Raw genomic sequence first — 14,386 nt, forward strand, 5'->3', positions numbered from 1 at the left:
GCTTAGAGGGCTTTGACCATTTCGATGTGGGGAATGTCCACCTCGTCAAAAGGCTCGCCGCGCGGCTGAAACCCCAGGCGGCTGTAAAAACCCTCGGCGCTGCGCTGGGCGTGCAACACGACTTCGGTGTCGCCGCGCTGCTGGGCCTGGGCCATGAGCGCCTGCAGCAGTTCGCGCCCCAGGCTGGAACCCCGAAGGACACGGCTGACCGCCATGCGGCCGATTTTTCCGCTACCAGGCGCTGCTTGCAACAAGCGGCCGGTGCCAATCGCCTGCCCCAGCCCGTTGTAGGCCACGGCGTGGACCGCGGTTTTGTCGGCCTCGTCCCACTCCATCTCTATCGGAATGCCCTGCTCCTGGACAAACACCTCGGTGCGGATGGCGGCCGCCTCGGTGCCCAGCTCGGTCCATGAACCGAGCTTGACCTTGACCATGGGCTGGCCGGCGTCAAAACCTGTCAGGATGCGGCGCAAGGCGTCGGGTACCGGCCGCGAGGTCTGGGTTGCCGGATCGGCAAACACGTAAATCAGCTCGCAGGTGATCAGCAAGGTGTCGCCACGAAAAATGGCGGCGGTGAACAACATGGACGAAGTGCCTATACGCGTGCACTTCAGGCCGATGTCGAGCTGGTCGTCATAACGCGCCGAGCCGTGGTACTCGACCGAGGCTTTTTTGACATACAGGTCACCGTCCAGCTGGTGCATGGCTTGCTCGTAAGGCAGGGCCAGCGCGCGCCAGTAGTCGGCCATGGCCGTGTCGACATACATCAGGTAATGCGCGTTAAAGACAATTTTCTGCATGTCTACCTCGGCCCAGCGCACGCGCAGACGGTGGAAAAATCGGAAGTCCTGTCGTTTCATATCACTCACTTTATTTGGCAAATGCGTTGCGCAAGGCGTGGGCCGCATGGGCATGCGCCTGCCGTGCCTCGACGATCACGCGGCCCATCTTGATGAATTCATGGGTCACGCCACGATAAATTTCCAGGTCAACGCTGACCCCGGCCATGCGCAGTTTATCGGCATAAGCCACACCTTCGTCGACCAGCGGGTCGCATTCGGCCAGGCCTATCCAGGCCGGCGCCACGCCATCCACATCCGGCGCGCTCAAGGGTGCAAAGCGCCAGTCGTCCCGGTCGGCCGGGCTGCGCAGGTACTGGCCGAAAAAGAAGTCTATGTGCGAGGCCTCCAGCACAAACCCTTGGGCAAAACGCCGGTGCGAAGCCGCGTCCTGCTGCGGCGCGCAGCCGGGGTAAAACAGCAGTTGCAACTCCAGCGGCAGCGCCATGTCTCGGGCCTGGATGGCGCAGGCGGCCGCCAAGGTGCCGCCGGCACTGTCACCGCCAACCGCCAGGCGGCTGCAGTCCAGGCCGCGGTCGTCCGCGTGAAAAGACAGCCAGGCCAGGGCATCCCAGGCGTCGTTGGCAGCTGTCGGAAATTTGTACTCAGGCGCCAGCCGGTAATCCACCGAGATCACGGCGCAGCCGGCCAGGTGGCTGAGCTGGCGACACAAAATGTCGTGCGAGGCCACGCTGCCTATCGTGAAGCCGCCGCCATGGAAATACATCAGCACCGGCAGGCGATCGTGTGAAGGCGCGTACAGGCGCAGCGGCAGCGCATAACCGTCGCGCGCCGGGATGGTGAAGTCCTCCACCCGTGCCAACGGGGGCGACGGGATTTCCAGCACACCGGCGCCGGCTTCGTAGGCCAGGCGGGCCTGCGGCGGGGACAAGGTGTGCAAGGGTGGGCGATTCGCACGTGCCATACGCACCAGCACGTCGCGCATGGCCGGGGTCAGCAGGTCTTGCGGCTCGGCGGGATAGCTCATCAGACGAAGGCTACCGGTGCCGGCGCTGCTATCACCAAAGTGACGGCGATCAGGGTTTGCTTGTTTATCAAGGACTCTCCAGCCATTAAAGTAGGGTTGACCGAATCGTACAACGCGGAAAGACAACATCCCATGGCCTTCATCTACTACGTGACCCAGATCCAGTTTGAATATGGCGCGATCAAACTGCTCAAGCAGGAATGTGAAAGGGTCGGCATCACCAGACCCCTGATCGTCACCGATGCCGGCGTCAAGGCCGCAGGTGTTTTGCAAAAGGCGCTGGACGCCCTGCCCGGCATGGTGGTCACGGTGTTTGACCAAACCCCGTCCAACCCGACCGAAGCTGCAGTGCGCGCCGCGGCCGCGATGTACAAGGCCAGCGGCTGCGACGGCCTGATCGCCGTCGGCGGCGGCTCGGCGATTGATTGCGCCAAAGGCGTGGCGATCGCCGCGACACACGAAGGCCCGCTGACCACCTACGCCACCATCGAAGGCGGTTCGCTGAAAATCACCGACCGCGCCGCGCCACTGATCGCCGTGCCCACCACCAGCGGCACCGGCAGCGAGGTGGCGCGCGGCGCCATCATCATTGTGGACGACCACCGCAAGCTGGGTTTTCACTCCTGGCACCTGGTGCCCAAAACCGCCATCTGCGACCCCGAGCTAACCTTGGGCTTGCCCGCCAAACTGACCGCCGCCACCGGCATGGACGCGATTGCGCATTGCATGGAAACCTTCATGGCCCCGGCCTTCAATCCGCCGGCCGATGGCATTGGCCTGGATGGCTTGCAGCGCGGCTGGGCGTTTATCGAACGCGCCACCCGCGACGGCAGCGACCGCGAAGCCCGCCTCAACATGATGAGCGCCTCCATGCAGGGCGCCATGGCCTTTCAAAAAGGCCTGGGCTGCGTGCATTCCTTAAGCCACAGCCTGGGTGGCGTCGATCCGCGCCTGCACCACGGCACCTTGAACGCCATGTTTTTGCCCGCGGTGGTGCGTTTTAATGCCAGCGCCGAATCGATTCAAAAAGAAAACCGCCTGCAACGCATGGCCCAGGCCATGGGTCTGGCCTCGGGCAACGACATTCCGGAGGCGATCAGCGACATGAATGCCCGCCTCGGCCTGCCCACCGGTTTGGCGGCCATGGGTGTGACGCGTGAACAGTTCCCCCTGATCATCACCGGCGCCATGGCCGATCATTGCCACAAGACCAATCCGCGGATTGCGACGGCTGATGAATATGCGGCGATGTTGGCGGATTCGCTTTAAGGCGGGGTTCGCGCCCGGCTTGCAGCAAAGCTGAACTGGAAAAAAGAAAAGGCCCCGAAGGGCCTTTTCTGCGAAGCAACAGAGTTGCTCAAGAAGATTACTTCTTGGCAGCAGGCTTGGCGGCCTTCTTTGGCGCTGCAGCTTTTGCTTTAGGAGCGGGTGCGGCAGGAGCAGCCACGGGAACCACTTTCAAGGCGGTACGCTGATCACGCAGAGCTTTGATTTCTGTGTTGATCTTGTCCTTGCGCTCGCTCAGCTTGGCGATGCTGGCGCTGAGTTTTGCAACGAGTTTGGCGATCTTGGACACAGGCGCTTTTTTGGCGGCTGCCTTGACCACGGGCTTCATTACTTTTGCAGGAGCCACGACTTTCTTCGCCGTTGTTTTAGCCTTAGAAGCTGTTTTTTTCGCAGTTGCCATTTTTGAATTTCCTTTTTTATTTACCTGGTTGAGATATTTCACCAGTACCGTATTGTCTCTAAATTTTTTGCTTATTTTTTGCGACCAGATTTAGTCGCCAAAAGCTGCTCAAAAAACTGCGCTCGCGACGTGATGAATTCACCTGCTGAACCAGACCGTCATTCATAATAAAACTTGGCTCTAGCCACCGCATGTGCTGCGCAGACAGCTATCAATAAAGGAGCGTCAACAGCGTGACGCTGCGCCTCAAGGGGGCTTGTGCCACCCTTGGTTTCAAGCTGCTGCGAGCAGTGCTTCCAGTGCCGCCGCCACACCAAGCAAGGCATGGTCTTGCCCTCTGCGGCCCACCACCATCAGGCCAACAGGCAGCTCGCCTGCCGCGCGCGGCAAGGGCAAGGAGATCGCCGGTAGATCATAGAAGTTGAACACCGAGGGGTTGCGCAGCACCAGGCCGTTGGCCTGGTTGAAGGCGGCTTCGTCGGCCAGTACGTCTATGCGCGGTGCCACAAAAGGCACGGTGGGCAGCACCAATACATCCAGGTCGGCCAGGCGTGTATCCAGCTCCGGCTGCAGCTGTGCCCTCGCCTGTTGGATGCCGACATAAGCTGCGGCGTCCAGCGTCATGCCGCGCCGGATGCGTCCCAGCACCACAGGGTCGTACTCGGTTGAGCGGGTGTCGATGGTGGCGTGGTGGATGTAGGCCGCTTCGGCGGCAACCAGGGTGCCGCGCTCCTGCAGGCGGAACGGCGCGCCCAGCCACTCGTCAAGCGACTCATCGCCGATGCGGGCACCGGCCGCGGAAAAGGACGACAGCGCGGCCTCGAATGCGGCCAACACGGTGTCTTCGGCCTGGCTGAACAACAGGCCGCGCGGCACGCCAACCCGCAGGCCGCGCGCCGTGCGCTGGGGAAGCGGCTGCCAGGCCTGGTTGGACAAGACCGCATCGGTACGTGCGCAGTCCGCCACGTTGCGGGCCAAAGGGCCGACCGTGTCGAGGGAAAAGGACAGCGGGAAGGCGCCGGTGCGCGGCACACGCGACTGCGATGGCTTGAAGCCGGCCAGCCCGTTGAGCGCCGAAGGAATACGAACCGAACCACCGGTGTCCGAGCCAATCGCGATTTCCGCCATGCCGCGTGCCACCGACACCCCGGCACCGGAGGAGGAGCCGCCCGGGATCCGTGTCACGTCATGGGCGTTGCCCGGCGTGCCGTAGTGCGGATTGATCCCTATGCCCGAGAAGGCAAACTCGGTCATATTGGTTTTGCCGACGATCACCGCACCCGCGCTGCGCAGGCGCTGCACCACTACCGCATCGGCGGCGGCAGGCGCCGCGCCTCGCAACAAGGCCGAGCCGGCCGTGGTTGTCTCGCCGGCCACATCGAACAAGTCCTTGATGGACACAATGCGGCCGTCGATAGCGCTTAAGGCGATGCCGCGGCTGGCGCGCGCATCGGCGGCTTGCGCCGCTTCGCGCGCCGAGCCGGCATAGACCTGGGTGAAGATGCGGCGGCCTTCGTCGCCGGCCGCCTCAATGGCGGCCAGGGCTTGTTCAAGCCGGGTGGTAGATGCTGTCATGAGGCGGTCTCCAGTGAATCGACGTGGAAAGAATCAAGCCACTTCGGGCAGGACTTCGACGGTATAACGATGTGTCAACGACAGATTGCGCTTGGGGTCGTGCAATTCCATCTCAAAGACGGTAGACGGCCGGATGCCGCCTATGGCCCCTACGGTACCGCAAGTCATGCCGGTGCCGTCGGGCAAGCGGCTGTGCGCGGAGCCGGCCAGGTAACCGTTGATCAGATCACGCGGTGTGCGCAGGGTGGACAGCGGGCCTTCCTGGTAGAGCACACGATCTCCGTTTTCTTCGATCCAGGCGCGGATCAGCAGCTCGTCCCAATGGGCTTCCACGTCGGCATACAGCCAGGCGCTGCGACCGGCCGGTTTGGCGCAGACCTGTTTCGACAAGGCCACGCTGTGGGACTCCAGCTTGCGGTCGGTGTGGTCGGAGGCGATGCTGACGTACAACTCGCCGTCAGCGGAGAAAACAAAGGTTTCGATCTCGCCTGATGAATCGGGGCCCACCACCTGCACGGTGTCGGCCTGGGTCAGCTGGTTGCTGGCGATGCGGTAATACAGCGGCACGTTGCTGGGACGCGGCACACCAATGGCGGCCAGCTCTTCAATGTGGTGTTCGATGGCTTCCCGGTCGCGGCCGGCCCAGCCCGCCACCACCAGGGTGGAAATGTCGACCGTCAAATTGCGGGTCGTGGTGCCGGAGATGATGTGAAATTCGGTTTGCATGAGTCAGATAAAAATAAGGGGAGATAAAAAGGATGCTGTTTACCCAAAGACGCGTGGCAGCCACAGCGCCAGGTCAGGGAACAGGGACAAGAGCAGGATCATCACGAACATGGCCGCGACAAAAGGCAGGGAGCCGACGATGACCGCGTTCATGGAGCCGGTCTTGCGCAGGCTTTGCACCACAAACAGGTTCAGGCCCACGGGCGGTGTGATCAGCGCCAGTTCGACCAGCACAATGATCAGAATGCCCAGCCAGATCGGGTCATAACCCATTCCGATCATGATCGGAGCCACGATGGGGATGGTGGTGATCATCATGGACAGGGTCTCCATGAAGCAGCCCAGCACCAGGTAGAAGATCACCACGATCAGCAGCATCCAGGCCGGCGACAGGCCCAGACCCGTGATGGAGTCGGTCAGCGCCGAGGTCAGACCGGTGGCCGACATGACAAAGTTCAGGAAGCTGGCGGCGATCACGATCAGCATGATCATGGCGGTGGAGCGCATGGTGCCCTCTATCGATTCGCGCAACATGCCCCAGTTCAGCCTGCCGAAGCCGGCGGCCAGAATCAGCGCCCCCAGCACGCCCAGGGCCGCGGCCTCGGTCGGTGTGGCCAAACCGGCGTAGATGGAGCCGACCACGAGCAGGAAAATACCCATGGGTGGCGCCAGATGCACCAGGCTGCGCATACGTTCGCCCCAGGTGGCGTGGATCTTCTGTCCGCCCCAGGACGGCTTGATCAGGCAGGCGATGATCACGGTCAGGATGAACAGCAGCGCCATCGCAAAGCCCGGGATGATGCCGGCCAGGTAAAGCTTGGGCACCGAGGAGTTGGTCAGCACGCCGTACATCACGAGGTTGATCGACGGTGGGATCAAGATGCCCAGGGTGCCGCCGGCCGCCAGGCTGCCGAGGAACAAGGGCTCGTTGTAGCCAAAACGTTTGATCTGCGGCAAGGCCACGGTCCCGACCGTTGCGGCCGTCGCCACGCTGGAGCCGGAGGTGGCCGAGAACAGTGTCGAGGCGCCGATGTTGGCGTGCATAAGCCCGCCCGGCAACCAGGACAGCCACAGACTCATGGCGGTGTACATACGCTCGGCAAAACCGGCGCGCAGCAAAACCTCGCCCAGCATGATGAAGAGCGGAATCGCCACCAGCAGGAACTCATTGTTGGTGCTCCAGGACAACTCGCCGATGGCGCGCGTCAGGGGCAAGGAGGAAAACAGTGGGTCCAGCGTCAGGCCCAAGAGGCCCAGGGCGGCGCCGACGGGAATACTCAGCCCAATCAGGGCGAGCAACAAAACCAGTGCGGTGGCGATCATGCGGCGGCTCCATTCACAATGCGGGCGCCGGTGGCGGCTTCTTCATCGGCTTCTTCCTGCGCCGTACGCACGCCGCAGATTTCCTTGACCAGTTCAATATCGCCGGTGACAAAAGCCAGCGAGGCGCGCACCAGCATCAGGGCCACGACCACACACATCCAGCCCAGACCCAGCAACCACAAACCCTGGGGAATCCAGAGCGGCGTGGCCATGGTGGTGTTGGCGGTGGATTTTTGCAGCCAGGAGGTGCCGACCACATCCATCGCATACCAGGTCAAGACGACCATAAAAACACCCAGCCCCACCAACGACAGCCAGTCCAGCACGGCCGAAAGACGCACCGGCAGGTATTGGTACAAGACGTCAACCCGCACATTGGCGCGTTGCAAGGTGGCAAAGGCCAGCGCCCAGGAGGTGCTGATGGCGAAGGCATAACTCGACAGTTCGTCGGCGCCGCCGGTATTGAAGCCGAGGAATTTGCGCGCCAGCACGTCAAAAGAGATCAGCAGCACGCTGGCCAGGGTCAGCGCGCCACCGGCCCAGACGGCGCCCAGTGAGAAGCTTTCGGCAAGCCGCGAGAGCCGGCCGAGAAATGAAAAGTGATGCGGGTGCGTCATGGTGAAGGAGTGAGGATCGTTGAAAAGAGCCCCAGGCCCTTGGCGGGCCCGGGGCTGCTTGGAAGACCGGGTGTCTTACTTTTTGGCGGTCAGACCGACCACCTTGCCAACCGTGGCATTGAAGTCGGTCACGCAGCTGGCGCTGCAACGTGCGGCCCACTTGGGCAAGACCGATTCCTGCAAGACCTTCTTGAGCAGCACGCGGTCGGCTTCGCTAGGCTGGACCAGCACCATCTTGCCCTTGACCGGCTGTTTGCAGGCGGCGGCGCCGGTGTTGCAGTCATAACCTTCCTGCGTTTGCGCGGCGGCTGCCGTCCAGATGTCGTCCACCAGGGTTTTGTACTGCACGGTGATCAGGTTGCGCACCTTGGGGTCGAGCTTGTTCCAGGCCTTCTGGTTGACGGCGTGGATTTGCTGGTTCCAGTTGATGGGCAAAGCCACCAGGTGGGTGGAAACCTCGTACCACTTGGCCGAGTAGCCGGAGAGCGAACCCGTGATGGCGCAATCCACCACCTTGTTTTGCATGGCCGGAACCACTTCGCCGAAAGGCATGGTCACGCTGGAGCCGCCCAGCGCTTCGACGAATTCGGCTTGGGTACGGCTGCTGGTGCGCACTTTTTTGCCTTTGAGGTCGCCCAAGCTTTTCATCTCGGCATTGCAAAACAGCACTTGTGCGGGATAAGTCGACATGCCCAGCACCTTGATGCCCGAGCTCTGGCTGTAGAACTTGTCATACACCGGCTGGAAGGCTTCGGTCACGGCACGCGCCGTTTTCACGTCGGGCGCCAGGCCGGCCAGGTCGATGGCTTCGTTGATCGGGTCGTCCGAGGCAAAGTAGGCCAGGGTGGAGGTGCCGAATTCGATCACGCCTTGCGACATCAGACGCAGCAACTCGGGGCCCTTGATGCCCATTTCATTGAAGCCCTTGATGTCGGCCGTGATCTTGCCGCCTGAGGCTTGCGGGATCTTCTGCGTCCAGAAAGGTTTTTCGTAGTCGTTATAAAGGCTCAGGTTACTCAGGCCGCCAACCACCTTCAGTTTGACCGTGGGCAGGTCTTGGGCAAAAGCATTGCCCGCAAGGGCCGCAGTTGCGGCGAGGACGATGGACAGCAGTCGACGTTGCATGAATAACTCCTAAGTAATCGTAAAAAACAAATAGAACGAATGCCCCGAAACAGGCGTGGCGCACCACATTGGGTGCTGGCCTTCTGCTTGGGTTCGAAGCGGCCAATCAGCCGCACCAATCCCGTACCAGACGCACGTTTTCAGGGAATTATGAAGGAGTTGTGAAATTTCACTGACCCTTCAGATGAATCTTATGCGATTTTTATGCCAGTCAGCCAGATGGTAGTATCCCTACTCATTCAGCTCGCCGACGCACGGGGAAAAAGTTGCCAGACCCAGAAGACATCCGTCCAATTGCCCCTGTCCGCACACGCCGGCGCAGCGAAGAACCATCGCAAAATGCCCAGGCTTACGAGCGCCTGAAAGATGGCCTGACGACCCTCGCCTACAAGCCCGGGGACTATCTGAACACCGCGGCGCTGATGAGCGACCTGGCGCTGGGCCGCACGCCCTTGAACCACGCCTTGCACCGGCTCGCCACCGAAGGCCTGGTGCAGATCATTCCGCGCAAAGGTGTGATGGTGGCGCCGCTGTCCATCGACGATGCCCTGCATTTGATTGATGTGCGCCTGGTGAATGAAACGCTCTGCGCCCGGCTGGCGGCCACACGGATTACTGCGGCTGCCCTGCAAAAGCTGCAGGCCGCCGCACGCCGCTTTGACGCGGCCGTGGCGCGCCGCAATGTCGCGCAGATGATGAGCAGCGACCGCATGTTTCACGAACAAATTGCCGACGCCTCAGGCAACCCGGTCCTGGTCGAGGTGTTGAGGGTTTTGCATGCGCGCTCGCAGCGCTTCTGGGCGATATCGCTGTCGGCCGAAGGCCATGTGAGCGAAGTCAGTGACGAACACCAGCAAATCATTGCGGCGCTGGCCAAGGGGGATGGCGAGTTGGCGGCCCGCACCCTGGCCGAGCATATCGAGTCGTTTCGCGGCTCGTTGTTGCGCGGGCGCTAAGCGCCTGGGCGGTTTTTTCTTAAGCCTTTTGGGCTTGTAGCCCATGCTGCATGGGCATCTTAAGCTATCAAATCAGAAGCAATTCTTCTGTGCGGCCGCGCCGGCTTCACAAGGCTTCCAGCCGCGCCATGTCTGGCCGCAGCAGCCATTCCTGCAACTCGTCCGCCAGTTGCTGGCTGGCCGCCACGGCGCTGCGCCAGACTTTCATGCGGCCGGCGGCGTCCCGGCTGTAATGCAGAAAATCGTTGCGATCGGGCAGTTTGCCATTGGGCAACGATTTCACCCAGGCCGGGTCGGGTGCCAGCAGCACCATGGTGTCGAGGAAATGGGTCGCGCCGTGACGCCACTTCAGGCCCTTGTCCAGCCAGCCGGGTACCACGGCTTTCTGGAAGTGCGGGTACAGCACCAGGGCCGGGTTTCTTAAACCTTTTTGGCCTGTAGCCCCCACTGCATCTGCGTTACCCGCTATCAAATAAGAAGCGTAATTCAGGTGCAGATGGTAGTCGGTGATGCCGCCGTCCCAGTAGGCGCCGGGCGGCGCGCCGGGAATGTCATGCACCGACTGGAGCATGAAGGGAATCGAGCAACTGGCCTGCAGCGCCGGGTTGAAGTTGGCCTCGCTCAGCGCCACCCGGCGCGTGCGGTAGTCGTTGGTGGCAAACGGCAAAGGCGCGTTCTGGGTGGAAAACACCACCCGCTCCAGCCAGGCGCCCATGGCCTTGCGGTGCACGGTGTTGGTCAGAAAGGCGCCGAGGTAACCCAGCGGCGTACGCAGCTTGTGTTCGCGCCCCAGCAGATGGCGTCCGCGCGAGGTCACGACGTGCAGGCGGTAACGCGGGTGTTGCAAAACCTCTTGCACACGGCCGCCGTAAAAGTCTTTCAGGCTCTGGCCGAACTGTTCGCTGACCACTTGCGCGCTGGGTCGGCTCTGGCCCGGCAACGCCTCGATGTGCTGCTGGATGTAATCGTCCTCCAGACGCTGGAAGGCCGCCGCCGGGTCCGTCAGGCAGGCCGTGGCCATGCGCCAAGCGCCTATGGACGCGCCGACCAGGTGCACCGGCTGCGCCGTGCCGGCGAGCCAGTCACCAAAAATAAAACGGTCCAGCGGCCCCAGCACCAGCCCCTTGGGCCCGCCCGCCGCACCCGGCACCACACGCACGTCCTGCGGGCGCAGGCCATGCTGGGTGATGTGTTGGCGGGCTGTCGGACCGGCGTAAATGCGGAGGGCTTGCATGGGTCAGGTCAGGTTCCACGGATTAAACACCTGCGGGTAGCGGGCAAAGTCCGCGACGTTGCGGGTGACAACGGTCAAGCCGTGGCATTGCGCCGTGGCCATGAGCAAGCCATCCATGGGGGCGATGGTTTGCCCCTGGAGCTCGGCTTGCGCTGCCTGCTGCGCCCAGACGCGCCACACGGCCGCATCCACAGGCAAGGTGCGATCGGCAAAACGCTGCGTCAGTTTGCCCAGCCACAAAGTGAGGTGCTCCGCTCGCGTGGCATTAGAGGCCTGTGCGGCCGCCAGCTTGAGGATGCCTTTTTCAATTTCGGCCAGGCTCAGTGAAGTGATGAACAGGCCGGACTCGGGCTGCGCATCCAGCCATGCAATCACGCCTGCATGCGGTGCACGTTTGGCGTATTCGGACAACACACAGGTGTCGAGCAGGGCATTCACAGGCCAATCTCGCGCGCCGGATTGGCCGTGCGGTTGCGCACGAACAGCGTCTCGTCGGCAGCGTCGAGTTCGGGACAACTCAGGGCCTGCGACAGACTCTGGCCTGGCGCGGCAACAGCCACAAGGCGCTCATACGCCTGGGGTGAAAGCACCACGGCTGCGGGCACCCCATGCACGGTGACGACCTGCGCCGACCCGCTGGCGGCGGCCTTGACCACGGCGCTGAACCGGTTCTTGGCTTCCTGGAGCTGCCATTGGGGCAAGCCTGTGCCTTGGTGGGTCGAGGTGATGGATGACTGCATCTGGGTACCCTTTCCTTTAAATAAATCTAGACTGTCTAGATTGTACTCCTGACCATCAACAACGCCAGTTCGTTGGATTCGCTATGCAATTTGTAGCTGCTTGCGCGCATGGGTAAAGGGCTTCAGGCCGATTTTATCAAAGAATTGGCTTGTTTCTGGTTTGAAGAAGGCTTTGGCGGCCTATTTCTTCAAGGCCGCCAGCTTGCTGAAGGCCGACTCCATGGCGGTCGAAGTCGCCGGCTGCGGCGCCCTGCTCTGCCCGCCGTAGTTGCCGCCGCGGCCTGGGTTCTGGCCGGGTCGTGCGCTTTCAAAACGGTTGTCGCGCGGGCCGTCGCGGCGCGCCGGGGCGGCGTCGAGTTTCATGGTCAGGGCGATGCGTTTGCGGGCCACATCGACCTCGGTCACGCGCACCTTGACAATGTCGCCGGTTTTGACCACTTCACGCGCGTCGGTGACAAACTTGTTGGAGAGCTGGCTCACATGGACCAGGCCGTCCTGGTGCACGCCGATGTCGATGAAGGCGCCGAAGGCGGCGACGTTGCTGACCGTGCCTTCGAGTGTCATGCCTTCTTTCAGGTCCTTGATGTCTTCCACGCCGTCGTTGAAACGCGCGACCTTGAAGTCGGGGCGCGGGTCGCGGCCCGGCTTTTCCAGCTCGGCGATGATGTCTTTCACGGTGATGACACCGAATTTCTCATTGGCAAACAGATCCGGCTTCAGGGTTTTGAGCATGTCGGCGCGGCCCATCAGCTCGGCCACCGGTTTGCCCGTGTGCGCCATAATTTTTTCGACCACGGCATAGGTCTCGGGGTGTACACCCGTCATGTCCAGCGGGTTGCTGCCACCGCGCAGGCGCAAAAAGCCGGCGCTTTGTTCAAAAGTCTTGGCGCCCAGGCCGGTCACTTTCAGCAAGTCGGCACGGCTCGCAAACGCGCCGTTGGCATCACGCCAGCGCACCACGGCTTTGGCCACCGTGTTGCTGAGGCCCGAGACACGCGCCAGCAACGGTACGCTGGCGGTGTTCAGGTCCACGCCGACGCTGTTCACACAATCCTCGACCACGGTGTCCAGGCTGCGCGCCAGGTCGCTTTGGTTCACGTCGTGCTGGTACTGGCCGACACCAATCGACTTGGGGTCGATCTTGACGAGTTCGGCCAAGGGGTCTTGCAGGCGACGCGCGATGCTGGCCGCGCCGCGCAGGCTGACGTCCACATCGGGCATCTCTTGCGAGGCGAATTCGCTGGCGGAATAAACCGAGGCGCCGGCTTCGCTGACCACGACTTTTTCCATCTTGCGGTCGCTGGCCTGGGCCAGCAGCTTCATCAAATCGGCGGCCAGCTTGTCGGTTTCGCGGCTGGCGGTGCCGTTGCCGATGGCGATCAGGTTGACGCCATGTTTCTCGCAGAGTTTGCCCAGGGTGTGCAGCGAGCCGTCCCAGTCCTTGCGCGGCTCGTGCGGGAAGACCGTGGAAGTTTCGACCAGTTTGCCGGTGGCGTCGACCACGGCGACCTTGACGCCGGTGCGGATGCCGGGGTCCAGGCCCATGACCACGCGCGGGCCAGCCGGTGCGGCCAGCAACAAATCGCGCAGGTTGTCGGCGAAGACCTTGATCGCGACTTTTTCGGCTTCTTCACGCAGGTGGCTGAACAAATCGCGCTCGATGGACAAGCTCAGTTTGACCTTCCAGGTCCAGGACACACATTTGCGCAGCAGGTCGTCGGCCGCCCTGCCCTTGTGGCTCCAGCCCAGGTGGATGGCAATTTTGCCTTCGGCAATGCTGGGCTGGCCGGCTTCGGGCGGCACCGGCAGCACCAGCTTGGCGTCCAGAATCTCCAGGCCACGGCCTCGGAAGACGGCCAGCGCGCGGTGCGAAGGCACACGGCCAATCGGCTCGTCGTACTCGAAATAATCGCGAAACTTGGCGTGGTCGGCGTTGTTTTCGTCCTTGCCGGCGACCAGTTTGGAGGCGAACAAACCTTCGCTCCACAACCACTGGCGCAGCGACTGCAGCAGCGCGGCGTCTTCGGCCCAGCGCTCGCTCAGGATGTCGCGCACACCGTCGAGCACGGCTTGTACGGTGGTGAAGTCGTCACCCAGCTCGCTTTTTTCGGCTTTCACAAAGGCCACTGCTTCTTCCAGCGGCACCAGGGTCGGGTCGGTAAACAGCTTGTCGGCCAGCGGCTCGATGCCGGCCTCGCGGGCCATCTGGCCTTTGGTGCGGCGTTTTTGCTTGAAGGGCAAATACAGGTCTTCCAGTTCCTGCTTGGTGGGCGCGGCGGCGATCGCGGCCATGAGTTCGGGCGTCAGTTTGCCCTGCTCTTCAATGCTTTTCAGCACGGTCTCGCGCCGCTCTTCCAGCTCGCGCAGGTAACCGAGGCGAAATTCCAGTTCGCGCAACTGGATGTCGTCCAGCCCGCCCGTGACTTCCTTGCGGTAACGCGCAATAAACGGCACCGTGGCGCCGCCGTCCAACAGCTCGACCGCTGTTTTGACCTGGTGTTCCTGGACTTTGATTTCTGCCGCGATCTGGCGGATGATTTTTTGCATGAGAAAGGATAATTCGTCTGAGAGGGTTG

General features: G+C 62.2%; 14 protein-coding genes. 2 read left to right on the forward strand and 12 right to left on the reverse strand.

Features of this window, described 5'->3' with window-relative positions; translation table 11 throughout:
* Positions 1-2: 2 nt before the first annotated feature.
* Both R6254_RS17865 and R6254_RS17870 read right to left on the reverse strand, forming a co-directional pair.
* Positions 3-860, reverse strand: a complete 858-nt coding sequence (locus tag R6254_RS17865) for a YbgC/FadM family acyl-CoA thioesterase (RefSeq protein ID WP_318408817.1) — start codon at positions 858-860, stop codon at positions 3-5.
* A gap of 10 nt (positions 861-870) precedes the next feature.
* Positions 871-1,827, reverse strand: a complete 957-nt coding sequence (locus R6254_RS17870; protein WP_318408819.1) for an alpha/beta hydrolase — start codon at positions 1,825-1,827, stop codon at positions 871-873.
* Positions 1,828-1,959: 132 nt separating this feature from the next.
* Between R6254_RS17870 and R6254_RS17875 the strand changes: the two genes are divergently transcribed.
* Positions 1,960-3,096: an iron-containing alcohol dehydrogenase gene (locus R6254_RS17875; RefSeq protein WP_318408821.1), complete on the forward strand. Its 1,137-nt coding sequence runs from the start codon at positions 1,960-1,962 to the stop codon at positions 3,094-3,096.
* A gap of 97 nt (positions 3,097-3,193) precedes the next feature.
* Here the strand turns inward: R6254_RS17875 and R6254_RS17880 are convergent, their stop codons facing one another.
* The 6 genes from R6254_RS17880 to R6254_RS17905 form a co-directional block, all read right to left on the reverse strand.
* The gene (locus R6254_RS17880) at positions 3,194-3,556 is read right to left on the reverse strand and encodes a histone protein (RefSeq protein ID WP_318408823.1); all 363 of its coding nucleotides are present in this window, start codon (positions 3,554-3,556) and stop codon (positions 3,194-3,196) included.
* Between the two features lie 231 nt (positions 3,557-3,787).
* Entirely contained in the window at positions 3,788-5,089 is a 1,302-nt protein-coding gene (locus tag R6254_RS17885; RefSeq protein WP_318408825.1) for an amidase, read from the reverse strand.
* Between the two features lie 33 nt (positions 5,090-5,122).
* A complete protein-coding gene (locus R6254_RS17890) occupies positions 5,123-5,815 on the reverse strand; it encodes a DUF2848 domain-containing protein (RefSeq protein WP_318408826.1) in 693 nt (230 codons plus the stop codon).
* A gap of 39 nt (positions 5,816-5,854) precedes the next feature.
* Positions 5,855-7,138: a TRAP transporter large permease gene (locus R6254_RS17895; protein ID WP_318408827.1), complete on the reverse strand. Its 1,284-nt coding sequence runs from the start codon at positions 7,136-7,138 to the stop codon at positions 5,855-5,857.
* Positions 7,135-7,755, reverse strand: coding sequence for a TRAP transporter small permease subunit (locus R6254_RS17900; protein ID WP_318408829.1), 621 nt, complete (start codon positions 7,753-7,755; stop codon positions 7,135-7,137). Before R6254_RS17900 ends, R6254_RS17895 begins: the two co-directional genes overlap by 4 nt.
* A 75-nt stretch (positions 7,756-7,830) precedes the next feature.
* Positions 7,831-8,880, reverse strand: coding sequence for a TRAP transporter substrate-binding protein (locus tag R6254_RS17905; protein WP_318408831.1), 1,050 nt, complete (start codon positions 8,878-8,880; stop codon positions 7,831-7,833).
* A 266-nt stretch (positions 8,881-9,146) separates the two neighbouring features.
* On the opposite strand from R6254_RS17905, the gene R6254_RS17910 reads away from it, so the two are divergent.
* A complete protein-coding gene (locus R6254_RS17910; RefSeq protein WP_318408832.1) occupies positions 9,147-9,836 on the forward strand; it encodes a GntR family transcriptional regulator in 690 nt (229 codons plus the stop codon).
* 106 nt (positions 9,837-9,942) lie between these two features.
* Here the strand turns inward: R6254_RS17910 and R6254_RS17915 are convergent, their stop codons facing one another.
* The 4 genes from R6254_RS17915 to R6254_RS17930 form a co-directional block, all read right to left on the reverse strand.
* The gene (locus R6254_RS17915) at positions 9,943-11,070 is read right to left on the reverse strand and encodes a patatin-like phospholipase family protein (RefSeq protein ID WP_318408834.1); all 1,128 of its coding nucleotides are present in this window, start codon (positions 11,068-11,070) and stop codon (positions 9,943-9,945) included.
* Positions 11,071-11,073: 3 nt separating this feature from the next.
* Positions 11,074-11,508, reverse strand: coding sequence for a type II toxin-antitoxin system VapC family toxin (locus R6254_RS17920; RefSeq protein ID WP_318408836.1), 435 nt, complete (start codon positions 11,506-11,508; stop codon positions 11,074-11,076).
* Positions 11,505-11,810 (reverse strand): type II toxin-antitoxin system Phd/YefM family antitoxin, encoded by a 306-nt coding sequence (locus R6254_RS17925; protein ID WP_318408838.1) that lies wholly within the window; start codon positions 11,808-11,810, stop codon positions 11,505-11,507. The genes R6254_RS17920 and R6254_RS17925 overlap by 4 nt, the downstream gene beginning before the upstream one ends.
* 180 nt (positions 11,811-11,990) lie before the next feature.
* Entirely contained in the window at positions 11,991-14,357 is a 2,367-nt protein-coding gene (locus R6254_RS17930) for a Tex family protein (protein ID WP_318408840.1), read from the reverse strand.
* Between the last annotated feature and the right edge of the window lie 29 nt (positions 14,358-14,386).

It is taken from the genome of Polaromonas potterensis (assembly GCF_033446725.1).
GTDB lineage: Bacteria > Pseudomonadota > Gammaproteobacteria > Burkholderiales > Burkholderiaceae_C > Polaromonas.